The organism is Streptomyces sp. NPDC041784 (assembly GCF_055591025.1).
In genome coordinates, this window is record NZ_JBVJAB010000002.1 from 580163 (window position 1) to 599271 (window position 19109).

General features: G+C 72.5%; 16 protein-coding genes. 7 read left to right on the forward strand and 9 right to left on the reverse strand.

The genetic code is table 11. The annotated features are described in order from the left end of the window. Window positions 1-15 precede the first annotated feature (15 nt). Window positions 16-834, forward strand: coding sequence for a hypothetical protein (locus tag ACZ6D7_RS06290; protein ID WP_469484231.1), 819 nt, complete (start codon window positions 16-18; stop codon window positions 832-834). A 102-nt stretch (window positions 835-936) separates the two neighbouring features. Further along, complete coding sequence (locus ACZ6D7_RS06295) at window positions 937-1950, forward strand: LLM class F420-dependent oxidoreductase (protein ID WP_469484234.1); 1014 nt, start codon at window positions 937-939, stop codon at window positions 1948-1950. A 15-nt stretch (window positions 1951-1965) separates the two neighbouring features. Here ACZ6D7_RS06295 and ACZ6D7_RS06300 read toward each other — a convergent pair whose 3' ends face one another. Genes ACZ6D7_RS06300 through ACZ6D7_RS06310 form a run of 3 tightly spaced genes read right to left on the reverse strand, consistent with a single transcriptional unit; the run spans window position 1966 to window position 5607 of the window. After that, window positions 1966-2748, reverse strand: a complete 783-nt coding sequence (locus tag ACZ6D7_RS06300) for a hypothetical protein (RefSeq protein WP_469484237.1) — start codon at window positions 2746-2748, stop codon at window positions 1966-1968. Beyond that, entirely contained in the window at window positions 2735-4315 is a 1581-nt protein-coding gene (locus tag ACZ6D7_RS06305; RefSeq protein ID WP_469484240.1) for a substrate-binding domain-containing protein, read from the reverse strand. The genes ACZ6D7_RS06300 and ACZ6D7_RS06305 overlap by 14 nt, the downstream gene beginning before the upstream one ends. Continuing rightward, on the reverse strand, window positions 4312-5607 hold the full coding sequence (locus ACZ6D7_RS06310) for a hypothetical protein (protein WP_469484243.1): 1296 nt from the start codon (window positions 5605-5607) through the stop codon (window positions 4312-4314). Before ACZ6D7_RS06310 ends, ACZ6D7_RS06305 begins: the two co-directional genes overlap by 4 nt. A gap of 149 nt (window positions 5608-5756) precedes the next feature. On the opposite strand from ACZ6D7_RS06310, the gene ACZ6D7_RS06315 reads away from it, so the two are divergent. Beyond that, on the forward strand, window positions 5757-6050 hold the full coding sequence (locus ACZ6D7_RS06315) for a hypothetical protein (RefSeq protein WP_469484245.1): 294 nt from the start codon (window positions 5757-5759) through the stop codon (window positions 6048-6050). 311 nt (window positions 6051-6361) lie between these two features. Here the strand turns inward: ACZ6D7_RS06315 and ACZ6D7_RS06320 are convergent, their stop codons facing one another. From ACZ6D7_RS06320 to ACZ6D7_RS06330, 3 genes are read right to left on the reverse strand one after another with little or no spacing between them, the layout of a single operon-like run. After that, a complete protein-coding gene (locus tag ACZ6D7_RS06320) occupies window positions 6362-7432 on the reverse strand; it encodes a prenyltransferase/squalene oxidase repeat-containing protein (RefSeq protein ID WP_469484247.1) in 1071 nt (356 codons plus the stop codon). Next, window positions 7429-8181, reverse strand: a complete 753-nt coding sequence (locus ACZ6D7_RS06325) for a class I SAM-dependent methyltransferase (RefSeq protein ID WP_469484250.1) — start codon at window positions 8179-8181, stop codon at window positions 7429-7431. The genes ACZ6D7_RS06320 and ACZ6D7_RS06325 overlap by 4 nt, the downstream gene beginning before the upstream one ends. Next, window positions 8175-9551: a glycosyltransferase family 4 protein gene (locus ACZ6D7_RS06330; protein WP_469484253.1), complete on the reverse strand. Its 1377-nt coding sequence runs from the start codon at window positions 9549-9551 to the stop codon at window positions 8175-8177. Before ACZ6D7_RS06330 ends, ACZ6D7_RS06325 begins: the two co-directional genes overlap by 7 nt. Window positions 9552-9759: 208 nt before the next feature. On the opposite strand from ACZ6D7_RS06330, the gene ACZ6D7_RS06335 reads away from it, so the two are divergent. Continuing rightward, window positions 9760-10386: a TetR family transcriptional regulator gene (locus ACZ6D7_RS06335; protein ID WP_469484256.1), complete on the forward strand. Its 627-nt coding sequence runs from the start codon at window positions 9760-9762 to the stop codon at window positions 10384-10386. A gap of 86 nt (window positions 10387-10472) precedes the next feature. Then, entirely contained in the window at window positions 10473-14384 is a 3912-nt protein-coding gene (locus tag ACZ6D7_RS06340; RefSeq protein ID WP_469484259.1) for an NACHT domain-containing protein, read from the forward strand. Window positions 14385-14717: 333 nt separating this feature from the next. On the opposite strand, the gene ACZ6D7_RS06345 is transcribed toward ACZ6D7_RS06340, so the two are convergent. Together ACZ6D7_RS06345 and ACZ6D7_RS06350 are read right to left on the reverse strand one after the other, a co-directional pair. After that, window positions 14718-14990, reverse strand: a complete 273-nt coding sequence (locus ACZ6D7_RS06345) for a ferredoxin (RefSeq protein WP_469484261.1) — start codon at window positions 14988-14990, stop codon at window positions 14718-14720. Between the two features lie 3 nt (window positions 14991-14993). Continuing rightward, entirely contained in the window at window positions 14994-16451 is a 1458-nt protein-coding gene (locus ACZ6D7_RS06350; RefSeq protein WP_469484566.1) for an aldehyde dehydrogenase, read from the reverse strand. A 94-nt stretch (window positions 16452-16545) separates the two neighbouring features. Between ACZ6D7_RS06350 and ACZ6D7_RS06355 the strand changes: the two genes are divergently transcribed. Together ACZ6D7_RS06355 and ACZ6D7_RS06360 are read left to right on the forward strand one after the other, a co-directional pair. Then, window positions 16546-17634 (forward strand): MBL fold metallo-hydrolase, encoded by a 1089-nt coding sequence (locus ACZ6D7_RS06355; protein ID WP_469484263.1) that lies wholly within the window; start codon window positions 16546-16548, stop codon window positions 17632-17634. Between the two features lie 140 nt (window positions 17635-17774). Next, window positions 17775-18302 (forward strand): nuclear transport factor 2 family protein, encoded by a 528-nt coding sequence (locus ACZ6D7_RS06360; protein ID WP_469484265.1) that lies wholly within the window; start codon window positions 17775-17777, stop codon window positions 18300-18302. Here the strand turns inward: ACZ6D7_RS06360 and ACZ6D7_RS06365 are convergent. Further along, a complete protein-coding gene (locus tag ACZ6D7_RS06365; protein ID WP_469484266.1) occupies window positions 18299-18994 on the reverse strand; it encodes a phosphotransferase in 696 nt (231 codons plus the stop codon). The two genes, ACZ6D7_RS06360 and ACZ6D7_RS06365, sit on opposite strands and share 4 nt — an antisense overlap. Window positions 18995-19109: the final 115 nt, after the last annotated feature.

Here is a 19109-nt window from a genome sequence, read left to right on the forward strand (position 1 = left end):
GACGAAGGACCTGAAGTGAATATCCGCTCCCTCACTCGAGGCGACGGCGTGGTGATCGGAGCAGCGGTATTGCTGTTCATCGCGTCGTTCCTCGACAACTACTCGTACGAGGACGTACCCGACAGCGTCGACATGCCGAGCCTCTGGTCGAGCGGACCGGTCCTGCTCAGTGTCGTCCTCGCGGGCCTCATCGGGGCGGCCCTCGTCGTTGTCGCTCGAGGACTGCCGCAGCCCCGCAAGGTCGTCGGGCTGGAACTCGGCCCCTTCGGTGTCGCCTTCGCGCTGTTCGCCGCGTGGAGCGCCCTGGGCAATGTCATCGACCCGGTGGGCGGCCTGGACAACATCGGCGGCGGCGGCGATTCGAGTGCTCCCGACGCCGGTACGGGCCTGATCCTCGCCCTGGTGGCCACGCTGATCATGGCGGGCGCGGCCATCGCCACCCCCCTCGTCCCCGCCCTCCAGGCCGGTCTGATCCCCGCCCCGAAGCCCCCGACGCCGCAGCCCTACGGCGCCCAGCCGCCCGCCGGTTACGGATACCCGGGTGCGCCGCAGCCGTCGGCCTTCGGCGGGCAGCCGCCGGCCCAGGGGCAGCCGCCGTTCGGCGCGCAGCCGGGTCCGGCGCAGCCGCCGGCGCCGGACTTCTCGCCGTTCTGGTTCGCCGTTCCGGTGCCCCGGCCGCTGTACGGGGAGGACGGTGCGCCGATGCCGATCGCGGAGCTGGCGCCCGGCACCTGGTACCTCGCGGTCGAGCAGGGTGCCCAGGGTCTGATCGCGCAGACCCAGGACGGCCGCCGCGGTGTCCTGCGGGACTCCTCCGGCATCCAGCGCGGCTGAGCGACCGCGCGGGCAGCTCACGGCCCCTCGCCCTTCCGGGCGGGGGGCCGTTGTCGTACAGTCGCAGCCTCCCCATGTCTGACGGACCGTCAGGAGGCAGTGATGCGGCTCGGTCTCGCGCTCGGCTACTGGGGCCGCGGCCCTGCCCTGGGCCAGGTGGAGCTGGCACGGGAGGCGGAGCGGCTCGGGTACGACTCGGTGTGGACGGCGGAGTCCTGGGGCTCGGACGCCTTCACCCCGCTGACCTGGATCGCCGCGCACACCACGCGGATCGGGCTGGGCACGGCGGTCGCGCAGATGGCGGCCCGCTCCCCCACCGCCACGGCGATGCACGCCCTCACCCTGGACCATCTCTCCGGCGGTCGGCTGACGCTCGGGCTCGGCCTGTCGGGTCCGCAGGTGGTCGAGGGCTGGTACGGGCGGCCGTTCCCGAGGTCGCCGCTGACCGCGACGCGGGAGTACGTGGACGTCGTACGTCAGGTGCTGCGGCGGGAGGCGCCGGTGGAGCTGGGCGACGGGCGGTTCCACCCGCTGCCCTACCGGGGGCCGGACGCGACCGGTCTGGGCCGGCCGCTGAAGTCCGTCACGCATCCGCTGCGGCCGGAACTGCCGGTGTTCCTCGGGGCCGAGGGGCCGCGGAACGTGGTGCAGACGGCGCGGATCGCCGACGGGTGGCTGCCGCTGTACTGGTCGCCCAGCCGGCCGGACGCGTACGGGCCGGGGATCGCCGGGCTGCCGGAGGGGTTCCGGGTCGCGCCGATGGCCCGGGTGCGGGTCTGCGACGACGTCGGCGAGGGGCTGCTGGCCGTGAAGGCCATGCTCGGCTTCTACATCGGCGGCATGGGCCACGCCACCCGCAACTTCCACGCCGATCTGATGGCGCGCATGGGGTACGAGGAGGAGGCGCGGCGGATCCAGGAGCTGTTCCTGGCGGGCCGGCGGGAGGAGGCGGTGCTGGCCGTCCCGGACGCGTTCGCCGACGAGATCTCGCTGGTCGGGCCGCGCGAACGGATCGCGGAGCGACTGGAGCTGTGGCGCAAGGGCCCGGTGACGGACCTGCTGGCGCTGGCGCCCGACCCGCACACCCTGCGGGTGCTGGCCGAGCTGAACGCGTGAGGCCCGCCGGGCCCGTCAGAGGAAGATGGCGATCGGGTTGAGGGACAGCTCGCCGTTCTCCCGGTTCCACGTCGGCACCTTGCCCAGGCAGCGGGCCTGGAACTCCCCGGTGAAGTACTCGGCGTTCTGGAAGCCCTCGCGCACCCCGGACGCCTCGCAGGTGATGCGTACCTGGGCGGCGGGCTCGCCGGTGCCGTACTGGGCGCGCAGCACGATGTCGCCGTTCTCCGCGCGGCGGGCGGTGAACAGGCCGGTGACCGAGACGAACGCCGTGGCGACGCCGATGGCGGTCAGCGGCACCCGTCCGTCGCCGCCCTGTTCGGCCAGGCGGTCGGCGAGCGCCCGGTTCGGGGTGACGACACCGGTGGTGAGGTCGGCGTGCACGACGGCGTCCTCCTTGCGCATGGTGTCCATCACCAGCCGGATCACGGTGATGGGCGTGCTCTGCTGGATGTAGGCGGTGACGCGTTCCCTGGTGGCTTCCCCGTGCGCCCCGAACAGGCCGCCGAACAGCCGCGCGAACAGACCCACCCCCGCGTTGACGTTGGTGCGGTCGGCGACCTCCGCCTCCAGGGCCGCTGAGAAGCCGCCGTACTCGTAGAGGTCCATGACCCGTGGCTTGTGCAGGAAGAAGCACATGCCCTGCACGGTGCGTCCGCCGTCGCGACGGCGGCGCCGCAGCCAGCCCAACCGCTGCAGGACGTACCGCGCCAGCACGGCGCACGCGGCCGCCGTCACCGCCCAGACGGCCACCCACGGCCCCCACAGGCTCCACCACTGACTGTCAATGACACCCACGGATCTCCTTGAACGCGTCGGAGAGCGAGGAGAGACCGGCGTCGACCATCCGGCCGCCGGTGGCGGTGGCGGCCCGCCGCAGCGCGGCCGCGTCGGCCTCTCCGAACTGGACGGGGAAGGTCGGCACCGCGTCGGCGGCGGAGCCGAGCCGTTCGTGCCGGCGCAGGAACTCCTCGTAGGTGAGCCCCGCGTTGTTCTCACCGTCCGTCATCAGCACGATGGCGACGGGCCGTTCGGGTGCGGCGCGGACGGCGTCGGCGGCGATGCGGTAGCCGCGGTCGAGGGCCGACCAGACGGCGGTGGCGTCGTCGAAGCCGCCGTCGGCGACCACCCGGTCCAGGGTCTTCAGATCGCCGTCGCCGCGCACGGTCACCGTGCGTTCCTGGAGCACCCGGCCGCCGAAGCGGACGACGGTGAGGCGCTCGCCCCGGTAGAAGCGGGCGAACTTGCCGGTCGCGGTGCGGTCGGCGCCGCTGAGGCCCGCGAAGGCGGCGCGCAGGTCGGCGATGCGCTCGCCGCGCATCGAGGTGGAGAAGTCGAGCAGGAAGACGATCTGGTCGCCGGTGGGATGCGCGGGGTCGCCGTAGTCGTCGACGAGCCGCTCGACGATGGAGAGCCGGTCGGGGAAGGAGAGGGCGTTGCCGACCGGTGTCCGCAGCCGCTTCGACGGCTCGACGTCCTGGTTCACGGGCCGCCGGAAGGTGCGCTCCATCAGCTCCCGTTGGGTGTCGGCGCTCAGCAGCCAGTCGACGACCTTGCGGTAGGCGGTGCGTTCGGCGGGGTCGAGGAGGAGCAGCGGGAAGTCGGACAGGACCATGCCGTCGTCCGGGTGGACGATCTCCAGGGGCGTGCCCAGCTCTCCGCCGGCGTTCAGGGCCAGCAGTTCGGACTCATGGGCGATCAGCGCGTCGGCCGCGCCCTGGTCCTTGAGGTAGGTGTCGAGCAGGGTGCGGGAGCCGGCCGCGGTGAGGTTCTGGCCGGAGCGGAACCCGCGCAGCCGGTCGCAGGAGACGTCCTCCTCGCGCAGGGCGCTGCCGGTGCCGGCGGCCGCGGTGGCGACGCCGACCAGCGCGGCCCGGCCGGTGTCGCTGCGCCGGGGGTCGGCCATGCCGAAGCGCAGCCGGCCGTCGGCGGCGGCGTCCGCGAGATCGGCCCAGGTGATCCGGCCACCGGGGGCGTTCGCGCGCAGGTCCGCGGCGGCCTCGGGGGTGAGGCCGACGACGACCGGCGAGCGCATCACGGAGGTGGACTCAGGCCGGGTGAGCCGCCCGCCGGAGTCCTGCACACGCAGTTGGAAGGAGCGGTCGGAGGCGAGCCAGGCCAGGTCGTAGGCGGGCTTCCCGGCCGCCGGGGGCTGCTGCCCGGCGAGGTCGGCGGTGGCCTCGTACGTCATCTCCAGCTTGACGCCGGTGTCCTCCTCCAGCTCGTCCAGGAGCGGTTCCACGTCGGCGAGTTCGGGGCCGGCGAGGACCTTGAGGGTGAGGTGGTCGGTGTCGCCGGTGCAGGCGGAGGTCAGTGTGCCGATCAGGGCGACGGCGAGGGCCAGGGCGCCGATCCGCCGTCTCACGGGGCGTCCTGGGCGGGCGGCGGACAGTTCCCTACGTAGTCGATGATCCGCTCCAGGACGTCCAGGTCCGGCTCGTAGGCCTTGGTCTGGTCGGTGTTGGGGACGGGAACCTGGATGCCGTGGTCGCGGAGGTAGGCGTCGAGGCGCTCGCCGGTGTTCTCCTGCGTGTCGGAGTCACGGACCCGGAAGCCGAGTTCGAGGGCTCGGTCGCGCAGGGCGTCGTCCTCCTCCAGGATGCGCACGAGCCGGTCGCCGCGGTCGGTGAGGGAGATCAGCTGGGGTTCGGTGAGGGCGTAGGGGGTGGGGTAGAGCAGGACGCGGTCGGGGTCCTGGCTGCCGTGCTCGTCGTGGTAGGCGATCTGGTGGGCCAGGTACTGGTGCTCGTAGATCACGGAGATGGGGGCGATGGACTCGCCGAGGTCGGAGAGGTAGCTGTCGGCCTGATCGTCGGCCCACATGCCCTGGAGGTTGATCAGCGGCTTGATCCGGGCCGCGAGGTCGGTCACCGCCTCCCGGGCGAGCCGGGGGTCGTTGACGCTCTGGGTGCCCGGGGTGCTGTTCCGGTTGGCGACGAAGGCGAGGAGGCTGAGGTAGGTGCCGGCGGAGTTGGACTCGCAGACGCTGGAGGTGCGCACCAGCACCCGGCCGCTGTTGCTGTGGCCGCCGGCGGTGTCGAAGCCGATGCCGTTCCAGGTGTCGGCGCCCTCGGTCTTCCCGTCGCCGTCCTGGTCGGCGGTGGCGCGGCCGCCGGCCTTGCCGTCGAGCAGGCCCATCAGACCGCGCATGTCGAGGTCGTAGTAGAGGGTCTGGCCGCCCGCCGCCTGTTGGGGGGTGGCGACCCCGGCCTTGACGAGGGTTTCGGCGTAGTCACGGAACGTGCCGAGGACGAGCGGGGTGACGAAGGGGCGGACCGAGCGGACGGAACGGTCCTGCCGGTCCAGGACGAGCTTCGCGGCGGGCTGCCCGGACGGGAAGACGACGTCCATGCCCTTCAGCGACTGGGTGGCGATGCCGCGCGAGCCGAGCCGGTGGATGTCGACCCGTATGCCGTGCCGGAGTAACAGCCGCTGCACCTCGGGGTCCTTGAAGAAGTCGGACTTGGAGGCCATCTTCGCCTCCAGCGTGGTGATCCGCTCGAAGGGTCTCAGGGTGTTCCCGGAGACGAGCAGGGATATCAGCCCGGCCAGCGCGAGCGGCAGGGCGGCGACGACATGCCGGGGAACGCGGCGGCGGCGCACCCGCCGGGTGGTGAGTCTCGGCTCCTCGATCGCGGGTCTTCCGGTGACGGACAACGGCCCTCTCCTGCCACTCCGGGGGCAGGATCATCAGGGACCCCTTCGAACATTCTCCCCCGGAAGGGCCAACTCCAGCCCAACACCGGGAAAATGACGGCGGGTCGCCCGTCGGGTTTCGGCCGCGCGGAAACGGCAACCCGGGGGGCATGTCCCCTCGATATCGCAACGGTGCGAACCAGGCCGGGACGGTCATCGCCGTCGTCGCCGACATCATGGCCCTCGTGCTGGGCCTCTGGATCCTCATGTACCTGCTGGACGCGAACCGCGGGAACGGCTTCGTCCAGTTCGTCCACGACGTGGCCCGCTGGCTCGCCGGCTGGTCGCACGACCTGTTCACGTTCGACGAGGCGTGGGTCCGGGTGGTCGCGGGCTACGGCCTGGCGGCGGTGGTCTACCTGTTCATCGGCCACGCAATCGCAAACCGGGTCCACCGCCACTGAGCACGCCTCCCGGCAGAACCTCGCCCGGTCAGCGCGGCCGAGCGCCACGCCGTCCAGGGACGCGGGGAACTGCGCGACCGTCACTGAAGGCCGAGCGCCACGCCCTCCAGGGACGCGGGGAACTGCGCGACCGTCACCGAAGGCCGAGCGCCACGCCCTCCAGGGGCGCGGGGAACTGCGCGACCGTCACCGAAGGCCGAGCGCCACGCCCTCCAGGGGCGCGGGGAACTGCGCGACCAGCCACAGCCGCCCCGCACCCGCCCCCAGCAGAACCACCCACCCACCCCAAGGCCCCCGAAAACCGCCGGAGGCTACCCGCAGCAGTCCGGGTCCAGCCCCAGCGGCAGATGCTCGCCCCCGAACACCGCGCAGGTGGCCTCATGGCCCCCCAGCGCGGCGACGGCGAGCAGCAGCGATCCCGCCGTCCACGTCGTCAGCTCACGCGGCCAGATCGCGTCGTCCTCGAAGACGTACCCCGTCCAGTACAGCCCCGACTCGGGGTCCCGCAGATGCTGGATGGACTGGAGGATCTCCAGCGCCCGGTCGGACTCGCCCATCGCCCAGAGCGCCAGGGCGAGTTCGGCCGACTCGCCGCCCGTCACCCACGGGTTGGGCACGACACACCGCACCCCGAGTCCGGGCACCACGAACCGCTCCCAGTCCGCCTCTATCCGGGACTTGGCCTCCGTGCCGGTCAACGCGCCGCCGAGCACCGGGTAGTACCAGTCCATCGAGTAGCGGTCCTTGTCGAGGAACCGCTCCGGGTGCCGGCGTATGGCGTGCCGCAGCGCGCCCGCGGCCAGCTCCCAGTCCGGCTGCGGTTCCTCCCGCTGGTCGGCGATGGCCAGCGCGCAGCGCAGCGCCTGGTGGATCGAGGAGGAGCCGGTGAGCAGCGCGTCCGCCGTGGGCGTGCCGTCGTCGTCGCGCCGCCAGCCGATCTGGCCGCCGGGCTGCTGGAGCCGCAGCACGTACTCGACGGACGCGTAGACGGCCGGCCACATGCGGTCCAGGAAGGTGTCGTCGCCGGTGGAGAGGTAGTGGTGCCAGACGCCCACCGCGAGGTAGGCGACGAAGTTCGTCTCGCGCCCGCGGTCGGTGACGTCGGCGAAGTCGCCGTCCTGGTAGGCCGCGTACCAGGAACCGTCCTCGTTCTGGTGGCGGGCCAGCCAGGTGTACGCCCGCTCGGCGGCCTCGTGCTCGCCCGCCGCGTCCAGGGCCATCGCGGCCTCGGTGTGGTCCCACGGGTCGAGGTGGTGGCCCCGGAACCAGGGGATCGCGCCGTCCTCCCGCTGCACGGCGAGGATGCCGGCGACGGTCGCGGCGGCCTGCTCGGCGGTGAGGACCCCGGGCAGGACGAGGTGTTCTGTCCGGGGGGTGGTCACTTGGTGTCCGCCCCGGTCTTCTCGGCGAGCCTCGGCAGATGGGGTTTCGTCGCGTAGGCCACGAAACTCTTGCCGATCAGCGGGTTGAGCGCCTGTTCGGCGACCCGGGTGGCGAGGGGCTTCTTCATGATGTCCCAGACCAGCAGCTTGTGGTACGCCCGCACCGGCAGCGCCTTGTCGTTGTCGACGCCGAACGCGCACTTCAGCCACCAGTACGGCGAGTGCAGCGCGTGCGCGTGGTGGGTGCCGTACGGCTTCAGGCCGGCCTCGCGGATCTTCGCGAGCAGTTCGTCCGCCCGGTAGATGCGGATGTGGCCGCCCTCGACCTCGTGGTAGGCGTCGGAGAGGGCCCAGCAGACCTTCTCGGGGCCGTAGCGCGGGACGGTGATCGCGATCCGTCCGCCGGGCTTGAGGACCCGGACCATCTCGGCGAGCACACCCTTGTCGTCGGGGATGTGCTCCATCACCTCGGAGATGATGACGACGTCGAAGGACTCGTCGGGGAACGGGAGCGCGAGGGCGTCGCCCTCCATGGCCGTGGCGGTGGCGCCCTCCGGGGCCTCGCCGGCCTCCTTCATCGCCGCGAACCACTTGGCGACCTCGCGGATCTCCTCGCCGTTCTGGTCGAGGGCCACGACCTGGGCGCCCCGCCGGTAGCACTCGAAGGCGTGCCGGCCGGCCCCGCAGCCGAGGTCCAGGACCCGGTCACCCGGGGCGAGCGGGAACCGGGAGAAGTCGACGGTCAGCACGTGGCCCTGCTTTCGCGATCGGATACAACGTCAACATCTTCGCGGGCCGGGTGTGCCCCTCCGGCGCCGCCCGCGGATATCGCCTCGCGGTAGCGGGCCACCGTGCCCTCGGCCGCCCGGGCCCAGGTGAACCGCTCCAGCACCCGCCGCCGTCCGGCCGCGCCGAGCCGGGCCCGCAGCCCGGGGTCGCCCAGCAGCCGGGTCAGCGCCGCAGCCAGGGCGCCCGCGTCGCCGGGCGGTACGGCGAGGCAGGTCTCCCCGTCGGGTCCGGCGACCTCGGGGATCGCGCCGCCGGTGGTGGCGACCAGGGGGGTGCCGGTGGCCATGGCCTCGGCGGCCGGCAGCGAGAAGCCCTCGTACAGCGAGGGCACGCAGGCGACCTCCGCCGAGCGCACCAGGTCGACCAGTTCGGCGTCCGAGATGCCCTTGACGAACTCGACGGCGCCTTCGAGGCCGTAGCGCTCGATCGCCTGGGCGACGGGACCCTCCTGCGGGCGCTTGCCGACGACGACGAGGTGGGCCTGCGGGTGCTCCGTGCGTGCCTTCGCCAGCGCCTCGACGAGGAAGACCAGGCCCTTGAGCGGCACGTCCGCGCTGGAGGTCGTCACGATCCGGCCCGGGACGACGGCCACGGACGGGTCGGGCGAGAACAGGTCGGTGTCGGCGCCGATGTGGACGACGTGGACGCGGTCGTCGCGGACGCCGAGGTGGTCGACGATCTCCTGGCGGGAGGTCCCGGAGACGGTGAGCACCGACGGCAGCCGGCGGGCGACCCGCTTCTGCATCCGGGTGAAGGCGTACCAGCGGCGCACGGAGTAGCGGCGCTGCCAGCCGTCGGCGGCGTCCAGCTCCAACTGCCGGTCGACGGTGATGGGGTGGTGGATGGTGGTGACGAGGGGCGCTCCGACGTCCCCCAGCAGCCCGTATCCGAGGGTCTGGTTGTCGTGCACGATGTCGAACTCGCCGCGCCGGGCACGCAGATGGCGGCGGGCGCGCAGGGAGAAGGTCAGCGGCTCGGGGAACCCGCCGGTCCACATCGTCGCGACTTCGAGGGCGTCGATCCAGTCGCGGTACTCGCCGCGTCCCGGGGTGCGAAAGGGGTCGGGCTGGCGGTACAGGTCGAGGCTGGGCAGCTCGGTGAGGGACAGCCGGTCGTCGTGGCCCTCGTCGAGCACCGGATACGGCTGGGAACCGATCACCTCGACGCGGTGGCCGAGGCGCGCCAGCTCGCGCGAGAGGTGCCGTACGTAGACCCCTTGGCCCCCGCAGAACGGGTTCCCCTTATAGGTCAGGAGCGCGATGTCGAGCGGTCGTCCGCCGTCGGCGGCGAGGTCATGCCGGGACCCCGCCTGACTGGCCTCAGCGGTCACTCCGGGCCCCCTTCTGCCTGCACTGTCCCGCGAGACTACGACGGGACGCTAATCTAGAACAAGTTTCAGACTTGATCGTTCGGGAGGCTCTGAATCTACCGGCAGGTAGGGACGCGGTGAGCAGTGGATCAGGTGATTCACGCCACGGCGGCCGCGCTGCCATGCTGTGTGATCACCGACCCTCACCGACTGTCACGGAACGGGACCCATGCCTGCGGAAGACAGCACCCAGCGCCCGGCCTCCTCCCCCCTCACGGAGCGGCAGGAGGCCCGCCGTCGGCGCATCCTGCACGCGAGCGCGCAGCTGGCCAGCCGGGGCGGTTTCGACGCGGTGCAGATGCGGGAGGTCGCCGAGTCCTCCCAGGTCGCCCTCGGCACGCTCTACCGCTACTTCCCCTCCAAGGTGCACCTGTTGGTCGCCACCATGCAGGACCAGCTGGAGCACATGCACGGCACCCTGCGGAAGAAACCCCCGGCGGGCGAGCGGGCGGCGGACCGGGTCGCGGAGACCCTGATGCGCGCCTTCCGCGCCCTCCAGCGCGAGCCGCACCTGGCCGACGCGATGGTCCGCGCGCTGACGTTCGCCGACCGCAGTGTCTCGCCCGAGGTCGACCAGGTCTCCCGTCAGACGACGGCGATCATCCTCGACGCGATGGGCCTGGAGAACCCCACCCCGGAGCAGCTCTCCGCCGTCCGCGTCATCGAACACACCTGGCACTCGGCCCTGATCACCTGGCTCTCCGGCCGCGCGTCCATCGCCCAGGTCCGTATCGACATCGAGACGGTGTGCCGCCTGATCGACGTGACCGATCCGGACACCCGCGACCGGTCCTGACCACTGCTCCCGATTCCCGGCGGTACCCGCAGGTCAGGCCCTACGCTTCGGAGTCGACCGGCGAACCGCGTCGAAGGGGTTGGGAGTTGACCGCACCACCGGCGGGTCCCGTCGCGGACTTCTGCGCCGAGCTGCACCGCCTGGTCCACACCTGCCGGGTGCCGCAGCGGGAGATCGCCGACGCGCTCGGGCTGAGGAGCGTCAGTTCCGTCTCGGAACTGCTCAACGGACGGCAGCGGACGCCACCGGAGTGGGACACGGTGCGGCGGATCGTCGAGCTGTGCACCGAGCGGAACGGCACCGCGTGGCCCCCGCAGGGCATGAACCTCGACGTCCGCTGGTGGCGGCTGCGCCACGCCGAACTGGAGCGGACGGCCGAGGCGTCGCGCGAGCGCACCGGCCGGCCCGCCGAGACGGAGGTCTCGCCGGTCGTCCCGCGCCTCGACGCCACCGAGTGCTCCGCCATGAGCGTCGAGGACGCGGTGGGCCTGCTGGCCGGCGACCGCAAGGAGTGGACGGTGGCACTCGACACGCTGATGAACCCGCCGCACGCGGAACGCAGCGAGCCGCGCGTCCTGAACTATGTGCTGAAGGGCTTCCCGGAGCGGGTGCGGGCCGCGCACGGGATGGCCCGGGCCGCCCTGATCCAGGCGGCGCGGGTGGTGCTGGTGGCGGCGACCGTGGCGCTGGACGAGACGCGCCGCCCGGAGGCCGCCGTCCTGGTCCAGCAGCTGGCGGACGGTTCGGTCATGCCGTACGCGATGTCGCTGGCGGACCCGGACTACCTGTGGGGCGAGAACCTCGCGCGGTCCGCCGCCGACCATGTGCGCCTGGCCGCCCCACTGGCCGCGGTCTGCCCGGAGTTCGCACTGGTGACGGGGGTGGGCGAAACCTCCATCGGGGGCGGGAGCGGGATCGGGGCCGGAGCCGGGGCCGTGGGGGACTGCGGCACCTGGGGCGGGGACTGTCCCAACGGGGGCGGGGGTGGGTGCGAGGGCGGGACCGGGGGCGGAGCCGGAGCCGGGGACGCGAGGCACTGCCGTCCCTCCGCCGGTGGCCGTCCCGCCGGAACCGGGACCCGGGCCGGGGCCGGGAACGGGACCAGGACCAGGACCGCGAGGGACTGCGGGACCTCCGTCGGGGACCGTCCCGCCGGGACCGGGCTGGTGCGGCTGGGTGAGCTGCTGGCGGAGTTCGCCGGGCGGGACGCGAGGCCCGCCGCCGGCGCCCTGCTGCGCGCCCCGATCGCCTCGCTCGACTCCCCCGGCCCCCGTCTGCCGAGCCTCGCGGAGGGCTATGTCACCCCGCGCTTCCGGCTCGCCGGCCCGTCCCGGGACCCGCGGGCCGGGATCGCCTCCGACAAGTGGTGGGAGGAGCAGCCGTCGTACGACGACATCGAGCGGTTCCTCGCCGCCCATCTCCTCGGCCTGCACGCCCTGCTGGCCCCGCTCGTCGTCCTCGGCCACCCCGGCGCGGGCAAGTCGCTGCTGACGAAACTGCTGACGGCCCGGCTCCCGGCGAGCGAATTCCGCCCGCTGCGGGTGGAGCTGCGGCACACGCCCGCGGAGGCGGACGTGCAGACCCAGCTGGAGCACGCGCTCCGACGGGCCACGGGACGCTCGGTGAGCTGGCCGGACTGGTCCGAGGAGGAGCCCGGCCCCGTCCCCGTGGTCCTGCTGGACGGTTTCGATGAACTCCTCCAGGCGGGCGCCCAGCGGCTCGGCACGGCACGGCAGTGGGGCTATCTGCGGGACGTGGAGAGCTTCCAGAAGCGCGAGGCGATGCTCGGCCGCCCACTGATCGTGATCGTGACGAGCCGTACGGTGGTCGCCGACCGCGCGGACATCCCCGCCCGTAGCGAGGTGGTCCGGCTGGAACCCTTCGCGGAGCCGGAGATCGAGCGCTGGCTGTCCGTCTGGAACACCGCGAACACCGGCTACTTCGAGCGCCGTGGCCTGCGGCCGCTCACCCCGGATGTCGTCCTCCCCCACCACCGTGACCTCGCCGCCCAGCCCCTGCTGCTCCTCATGTTCGCGCTGTACGACGCGGCCGACAACGCGCTCCACCGCCTGAAGGACGAGCACGGGAAGGACGAGGAGGAGGGGGCGGGCGAGGCGGAGGAGGCGGACGCGGACGGGGCGGACGGGGCGGAGGGGGCGGACGGGGACTTCAGCCGGACCGAGCTGTACGACCGGCTGCTCACCGAGTTCGTCCACCGCCAGGTGGAGAAGGACGGCCCGCTGCCGCCGTCCGAGGTCGCGGCGGCCGTGGAACGCGAGCTGCACCGCCTGTCGGTGGTCGCCCTGTCGATGTTCCACCGGGGCGCCCAGGCGATCAACGGCGAGGAGGCGGAGCGGGACCTGCGGGCGCTCGGCGCCGTGTCGCCGGGCGAGGACGGCTCGGGGCTGCTGTTCGGCCGCTTCTTCTTCGTCCACGAGGCCCAGGCCGTCGTCACGGAGGAGCGGCTGCGCAGCTACGAGTTCATGCACGCGACGTTCGGCGAGCACCTGGCCGCGCGGCTGATCGAGGGGGCGCTGCGCCGGCTCACCCCGGCGGACGACGGCGAGCTGTACGCCCTCCTGTCCTTCGCCCCGCTCACCGACCGGGCGCAGCTCTGGCAGAACCTGCGCGACATGCTGACCACCTGGCCGCATGACCACCGGCACACCCGTCTGGCCCCCACGCTCGCCGCTCTCTTCCGCGCGGCGGCCTGGGACCCGGAGCACCGCGGCTCCATGGCGTACGCACCGGTGCGGTTGCGCCGGACGTACCGGGACGCGGTGTACGAGGCCAACCTGCTGCTGATCGCGGTCCTGGCGGTGGGTGAGGTGTACGCCTCGGAGTTCGTCGGAGGCGACGAGGACACGGCCGCCGACTGGCGACGGCATGCCATGGGCTGGAAGGGACAGCTGTCCACCGAGTCCTGGGCCGCGCTGTCCTCGACCCTCGGCCCCGAACGCTGCTGGCGCCCCGATCCACAGGACACCACGGGCAGGCAGAAGGCGGATCTGCGCATCAGCACGCGCCGGACGCCGGTCACGCACCACGAACTCGGCTGGTCCATGGGGGTGTCGCGGCCCGGGGTCCCAGGTGCCCTTCCGGAGCGGCTGGCAGCCCGGCTCGACGCGACCGGCGTCTCGGATCTGATCCGACGGGTCTCGTTCATCGGCGATCTCGACACGGAGGTCCTGCTGCACGTCGGATACCCGCTCCTGCTCCAGGCTCCGACCGCCGTGATGACGTTCAACGCGGTCTTCGGCGGCCTGGTCCAGACGGCCACCCACACGCTTGCCGCCCTGCTGACCCGCGACGTCTACGGCCCCGAGGTGCTGCCCGATCTGTACCTCGAATGCCTGAACCACGTCGAGGCCCTCGGACCGAGCGAGCGGGGCCCCTACCTCGACGTCGTCCTGCGCCAATTGGCCCAGGACGCCCCCGCGCTGTCCGACGCGGCACTCCAGTCCGTCATGGCCAAGAGCTACCGGGCGGTGGCGAGCTGCGGGAATCTCACCGCGTCGATGGACCAGGCACTCCTGGCCTGTGTCCGGCACACCCTGCACCGCGGCCCTCATCTGGCCGACTCGCTCAACTCCCTGCGCGTGGTCCTCAGCGAGGGCGACGACCCGCTGCGCGACCTTCTGCGCATGACCCACCTGAGCCATTCCACGGGCACGTGGGCGTGGTCGGGTTCCCTGCGCGGCAAGGCCGCCGCCCGTCACTTCGACGACCTGCTCGCGCGCCTCGACCTGCCCGCGGTCGCCGTCTCTCACCCCTCCGCCCTCATCGACCTCCTCCGCCTCGCGGCAGAGCTGGACCTCGACGACTGGCTGGCCGACCGTGCCCCGGACATCCTCGAGGCCCTGCCCGCCGAAGCCTTCGAGCTCCTGCGCCCCTCCGACCTGCGGTATCTGCGCTCGGCCCTCCCGACGGGCGCCTACGCCACGAGGTTCGAGGAGGTGGAGCGGACGTGGCGCGGCCCCGAGTCGCCGGGGCTCTGAGCGCGGAAGAACCTACGAGACGGGTTCCCTTCGCCGGTATTACCCGGATCAGGTAATGGGGGTCGCCGTCCAGCCCTACTGACTGCTGCTGTTCGGCCTCTCAGCCCGACCGTCGACGTCGGCCTCAGCGGATGCCGTTTGCGTCTCGCCAAAGTCGGCTACTCCGGTTGAACTCCCTCACTCGCCTCGTAGGCCATTACCAGGATATAACGCCTGGAGTGGGATGAACCCTCCCAAAGGAGAACTTTTTTCACCCCACCTGCCCCACCTGCCCCACCTGCCCCACCTGACTCTCCTACTCCTCCACCCTCCGCTTCTCTTCCCTCCACTCCTCTACTCCTCCGGCGGGAACACCGCCTCCCCGCTCCCCAGCAGCGTCACCGTGATCGCCTCCACCGGGCAGCTCTCCGCCGCCGCCAGCACCCCCTCGTTCGCGCCCGCGTCCGGATCGACCGGGTGGGACTGACGGGCGCTGTCCAGGCGGAAGCCGTCCGGGGCGTGGTGCAGACACTGGGCGGAGCCGATGCACAGGGAACGGTCGACCTCGACGTGCCAGCGGTCACCCGCCCCCACGCTCGACTCCGCTCGCGCGGGAGGTACCCCCATCCCTCAGCCCTCCCAGCCCGCCGGCAGGTGGATCATCTTGTGCTCCAGGAACTCGCCGTACCCCTCGGGCCCGAACTCCCGCCCCAGCCCGGAATTCTTGTAGCCGCCGAACGGGCCGAGCATGTCCAGGCTGAAGGTGTTGACCGAGTACGTCCCCGTCCGGACCTGGCGCGCGATCTCGATGCCGTGCTCCACGTCCGCCGTCCAGACGCTGCCGCTCAGCCCGTAGTCGGAGTCGTTGGCGATCTTCAGCGCCTCGGCCTCGTCGCCGTAGGGGAGGAGGCAGATCACCGGGCCGAAGATCTCCTCGCGGGCGATCCGCATGGTGTTGTCGACGTCGCCGAAGAGGGTCGGCTCGACGTACCAGCCGCGCTCCAGGCCCGCCGGACGGCCGCCGCCCGTGAGGATCTTCGCGCCCTCCTCCTGGCCGATGCGGATGTAGTCGAGGTTGCGGCGCTGCTGCCGTTCGGCCACCAGGGGGCCGACCTGGGTGGCCGGGTCCAGCGGGTCGCCGACCACGAGCGCGCTCGCCGCCGCGGTGAAGGCGTCCGCGAACTCGTCGTAGCGGGAGCGGGGAAGGAGGATGCGGGTCTGGGCGACACAGGCCTGGCCGTTGTTCATCCAGGCCGCCGAGACGATCCCGGGGACGGCCGTGGCGAGGTCCGCGTCCGGCAGGACGACGGCCGCCGACTTGCCGCCCAGCTCCAGGGTCACGCGGGTGAGGTTCCGCGAGGCCACCTCCATGACCCGCTTCCCCGCGGCGACCGAGCCGGTGAAGGAGACCTTGTCGATCCCGGGGTGCCCGACCAGGTACTCGCTGACCTCGCGGTCCGCCGGGAGGATCGACAGCACGCCCTCCGGCAGCCCGGCCTCCCGCGCGATGTCCGCCAGGATGTACGCGTCCAGCGGCGACTCGGGCGACGGCTTGAGGATCACCGAACAGCCCGTGAGCAGCGCGGGCGCCAGCTTCGCGGCGGCGACGAACTGCGGGACGTTCCACGGGACGACGGCCGCGACCACACCCACCGGCTCACGCCGGACGAGGATCTTCCCGAGGACGCCGTCACGCCGCTCCTCGTGGGGGAAGCCCCGGGCGACGGTGATCGCCGCGTCCCACACCATCATCGCGCCGAGGGCCTGCGCGAGGACGCTCCAGGAGTACGGGGAGCCGTTCTCGGAGGAGATCACGCGGGCGATCTCCTCGTGCCGCACGGCGATCGCGTCCTTGATGCGGGTGACGACCGCGATCCGCTCATCGAGGGACAGCCGCGGCCAGGGCCCCTCATCGAAGGCCCGCCGGGCGACGGCGACCGCCCGGTCCACATCGGCCGCCGAGGCGTGCGGCACCCGTCCGATGACCTCCTCCGTATGCGGGGAGATCACCTCGATCACGTCCTTGCCCAGGGGGTCGGTCAGTTCCCCGCCGATGAACAGCTGTCCGTGTTCCACGAGCTCGGCCATGGCCACTGCCTTCGTCTGCATCGTTTCTGACGGTGTTTCAGAAACTGATACCAGTTCTAGTTATAGTGGGCAATGGCCGTGGGACGGAGGGCAGATGACGAGTAGCCAGGACGACCCCGAGACATCCGACCGCGAGACGTACCACCCTCAGACGTACGACCCCCGGACGTACGACCATGGCGGCGGCGTCCGCTCCCTGCGGGTCCCTATCCCGGACAACCCGCTCGGCTTCACCCTCGTGTACGTCGTCGACACCGACCGCGGGCCGGTGCTGATCGACACCGGGTGGGACGACCCGGCGTCCTGGGACGCGCTGGCCGCCGGGCTCACCGCCTGCGGCACGTCCGTGGCCGAGTTGCGCGGTGTCGTCATCACGCACCACCACCCCGACCACCACGGTCTCTCCGCCAAGGTGCGGGAGGCGTCCGGGGCGTGGGTGGCGATGCACGCGGCGGACGCCTCGATCGTGCGGCGGACCCGCGAGACCCGCCCGGAGCGCTGGTACACGTACATGGCGGACAAGCTCGCCGCGGCCGGCGCCCCCGAGGAACACATCGCCCCGTTGCGCACGGCCCGGCGCCGTACGCTCCCCGGCCTCTCCCCCGCCCTTCCCGACCGCGAGATCGTCCCCGGCGAACTCCTGGACCTCCCCGGCCGGCGCCTCCGCGCGATCTGGACACCGGGCCACACCCCCGGCCACGTCTGCCTCCACCTGGAGGAGGAGCACCCGGGTGGACTGCCGGGCCACGGCCGGCTGTTCTCCGGCGACCACGTGCTCCCCGAGATCACCCCGCACATCGGCCTGTACGAGGACCCCGACGACGCCACCGTCACCGATCCGCTCGGCGACTACCTCGACTCCCTCGAACGCGTCGGCCGGCTCGCCCCCGCCGAGATCCTCCCCGCCCACCAGTACGCGTTCACCGACGCCCCGTCCCGGGTACGGGAGCTGCTCACCCACCACGAGGCCCGCCTCACCGACCTGCTCGCCCTCCTCGCCTCCCCGCTCACCCCCTGGCAGCTCGCCGAGCGCATGGAGTGGAACCGGCCCTGGCCGCAGATCCCCTACGGATCGAGGAACATCGCGGTCTCGGAGGCGGAGGCCCATCTGCGGCGGCTGGTGAAGCTCGGGCGTGCGGAGGCGGTGACGGGGAGCGATCCTGTGACGTACGTGGCCGCGTGAGCGTCGCCCTTCGAGATACAGGGCTGTGAGCGGTGCCGTTCACGCGGCCGATCCGCCGAGTTCACGACCGGGCCGTACGGTGCCCTGACAGCGAATTACACCGCACCGCACCCGTCCCGGCACCCCTGGTGGCAACGCCCATGGACCCGATCGAGCAGCTCCTCGCCGAACGAGCCTGCCAGCGCCTGCTCCTCGACCTCGTCCGCCGTCTGGACCTCGGTGAACCCGGCTCCGTGGCCGACCTGTTCACCGAGGACGGCACCTGGACCTGGCCGGAGGGCGACCGTCTGGTGAAGGGCCGCGCCGCCCTGCGCGCCCACTTCGGCTCCCGCCCCGCCGACCGCCACGCCCGCCGTCTCATGTCCGACGTGCGCGTCGAGGTGACGTCCCCGGACACGGCGAGGGCGACGTCGTACTTCACGACCTTCCGCGTCGACCACGGCCGGCCGGCCACCGTCGCCGCCGGGCCGGGCACACAGCCCCACACCGGTCCCGGCACGAGGCCCCACACCAGTCCCGGCACCAGGCTCCACACCGGTCCCGACACCGGGCCCCCGGTCCGCATCGGCCACTACGAGGACGCCCTGCGCCGCACCCCCGACGGCACCTGGCTGCTCGCGGCCCGCACCCTGTTCCTCCCCTGCGGCGGCCCGACGCCCCGCCTCTAAGACCAGTCGTGACGCGTCAGGGACCTGATCAACTCCTCCGCCGCGCCCAGGAGTCCGGTCTCCTCCCGGGTCATCGTCGGATTGGCCGCCCGCCGCCGCAGCGCCTCAGCCAGCCCCTCCTCCGTGAGGTCGGACGGGTCGGCGAGCAGCGCGGCCAGCGTCGCGCCGGCCGGTGCGGCGACCGGCGCGGCGGAGACGGCGACCTGCGCGAGGATCACCGCCGAGGTGCCCCAGTCCAGTCCCGGGTCGCCCTCCTCGGCCATGGCCCAGTCGATGACCCGGGGGCCGTCCGCCGTGAGGATCACGTTCTCGGGGTGGAGATCGAGGTGGAGGATCCGCGCGTCGGCCGAGGTCAGCCCCGGCACGGTGTGCAGCTCGCGCAGCAGCCGGGCGAGGGTCGCGCCCGCCTCCGCCGAGTCCAGCGTGCCGGCCGCGAACGCCTGGACCATCGTGGGCCCGTCCAGCCGTTCCATCACGAGGTCGGTCCGCGAGCCGGACGGCCGTACCCGGGGCGCCGGGTAGCCGTGCCCGCGCACATACTCCATGAGCGCTCCCTCGGCCGCCGCGTCCCCCCAGCCCTCCCGGTCGCGGCGCAGCACCCACGCCTCGTCGATCTCGTACACGTCGGCCGAACGCCCTGAGCCCAGCAGCCTGCCCGGGGCCGCACCCGGCCCTCTCCCCGTCATGGTCATGACCGGAACCTACCCGGGCCCACGGACGCCCCGCAGGCTCGCAGCTACCTGCCGGTAGAGTGACCGAGTCGTCATCACACCCGTACGGGGGGAAGCCGGTGCAAACCCGGCGCTG

Excerpts from the sequence above, each read along its gene's own strand:
- ACZ6D7_RS06295 (WP_469484234.1), top strand. The coding sequence starts at position 937 with ATGCGGCTCGGTCTCGCGCTCGGCTACTGGGGCCGCGGCCCTGCCCTG.
- ACZ6D7_RS06315 (WP_469484245.1), top strand. The coding sequence starts at position 5,757 with ATGTCCCCTCGATATCGCAACGGTGCGAACCAGGCCGGGACGGTCATC.
- ACZ6D7_RS06335 (WP_469484256.1), top strand. The coding sequence starts at position 9,760 with ATGCCTGCGGAAGACAGCACCCAGCGCCCGGCCTCCTCCCCCCTCACG.
- ACZ6D7_RS06345 (WP_469484261.1), bottom strand. The coding sequence starts at position 14,990 with ATGGGGGTACCTCCCGCGCGAGCGGAGTCGAGCGTGGGGGCGGGTGAC.
- ACZ6D7_RS06350 (WP_469484566.1), bottom strand. The coding sequence starts at position 16,451 with ATGGCCGAGCTCGTGGAACACGGACAGCTGTTCATCGGCGGGGAACTG.
- ACZ6D7_RS06355 (WP_469484263.1), top strand. The coding sequence starts at position 16,546 with ATGACGAGTAGCCAGGACGACCCCGAGACATCCGACCGCGAGACGTAC.
- ACZ6D7_RS06360 (WP_469484265.1), top strand. The coding sequence starts at position 17,775 with ATGGACCCGATCGAGCAGCTCCTCGCCGAACGAGCCTGCCAGCGCCTG.
- ACZ6D7_RS06365 (WP_469484266.1), bottom strand. The coding sequence starts at position 18,994 with ATGACCATGACGGGGAGAGGGCCGGGTGCGGCCCCGGGCAGGCTGCTG.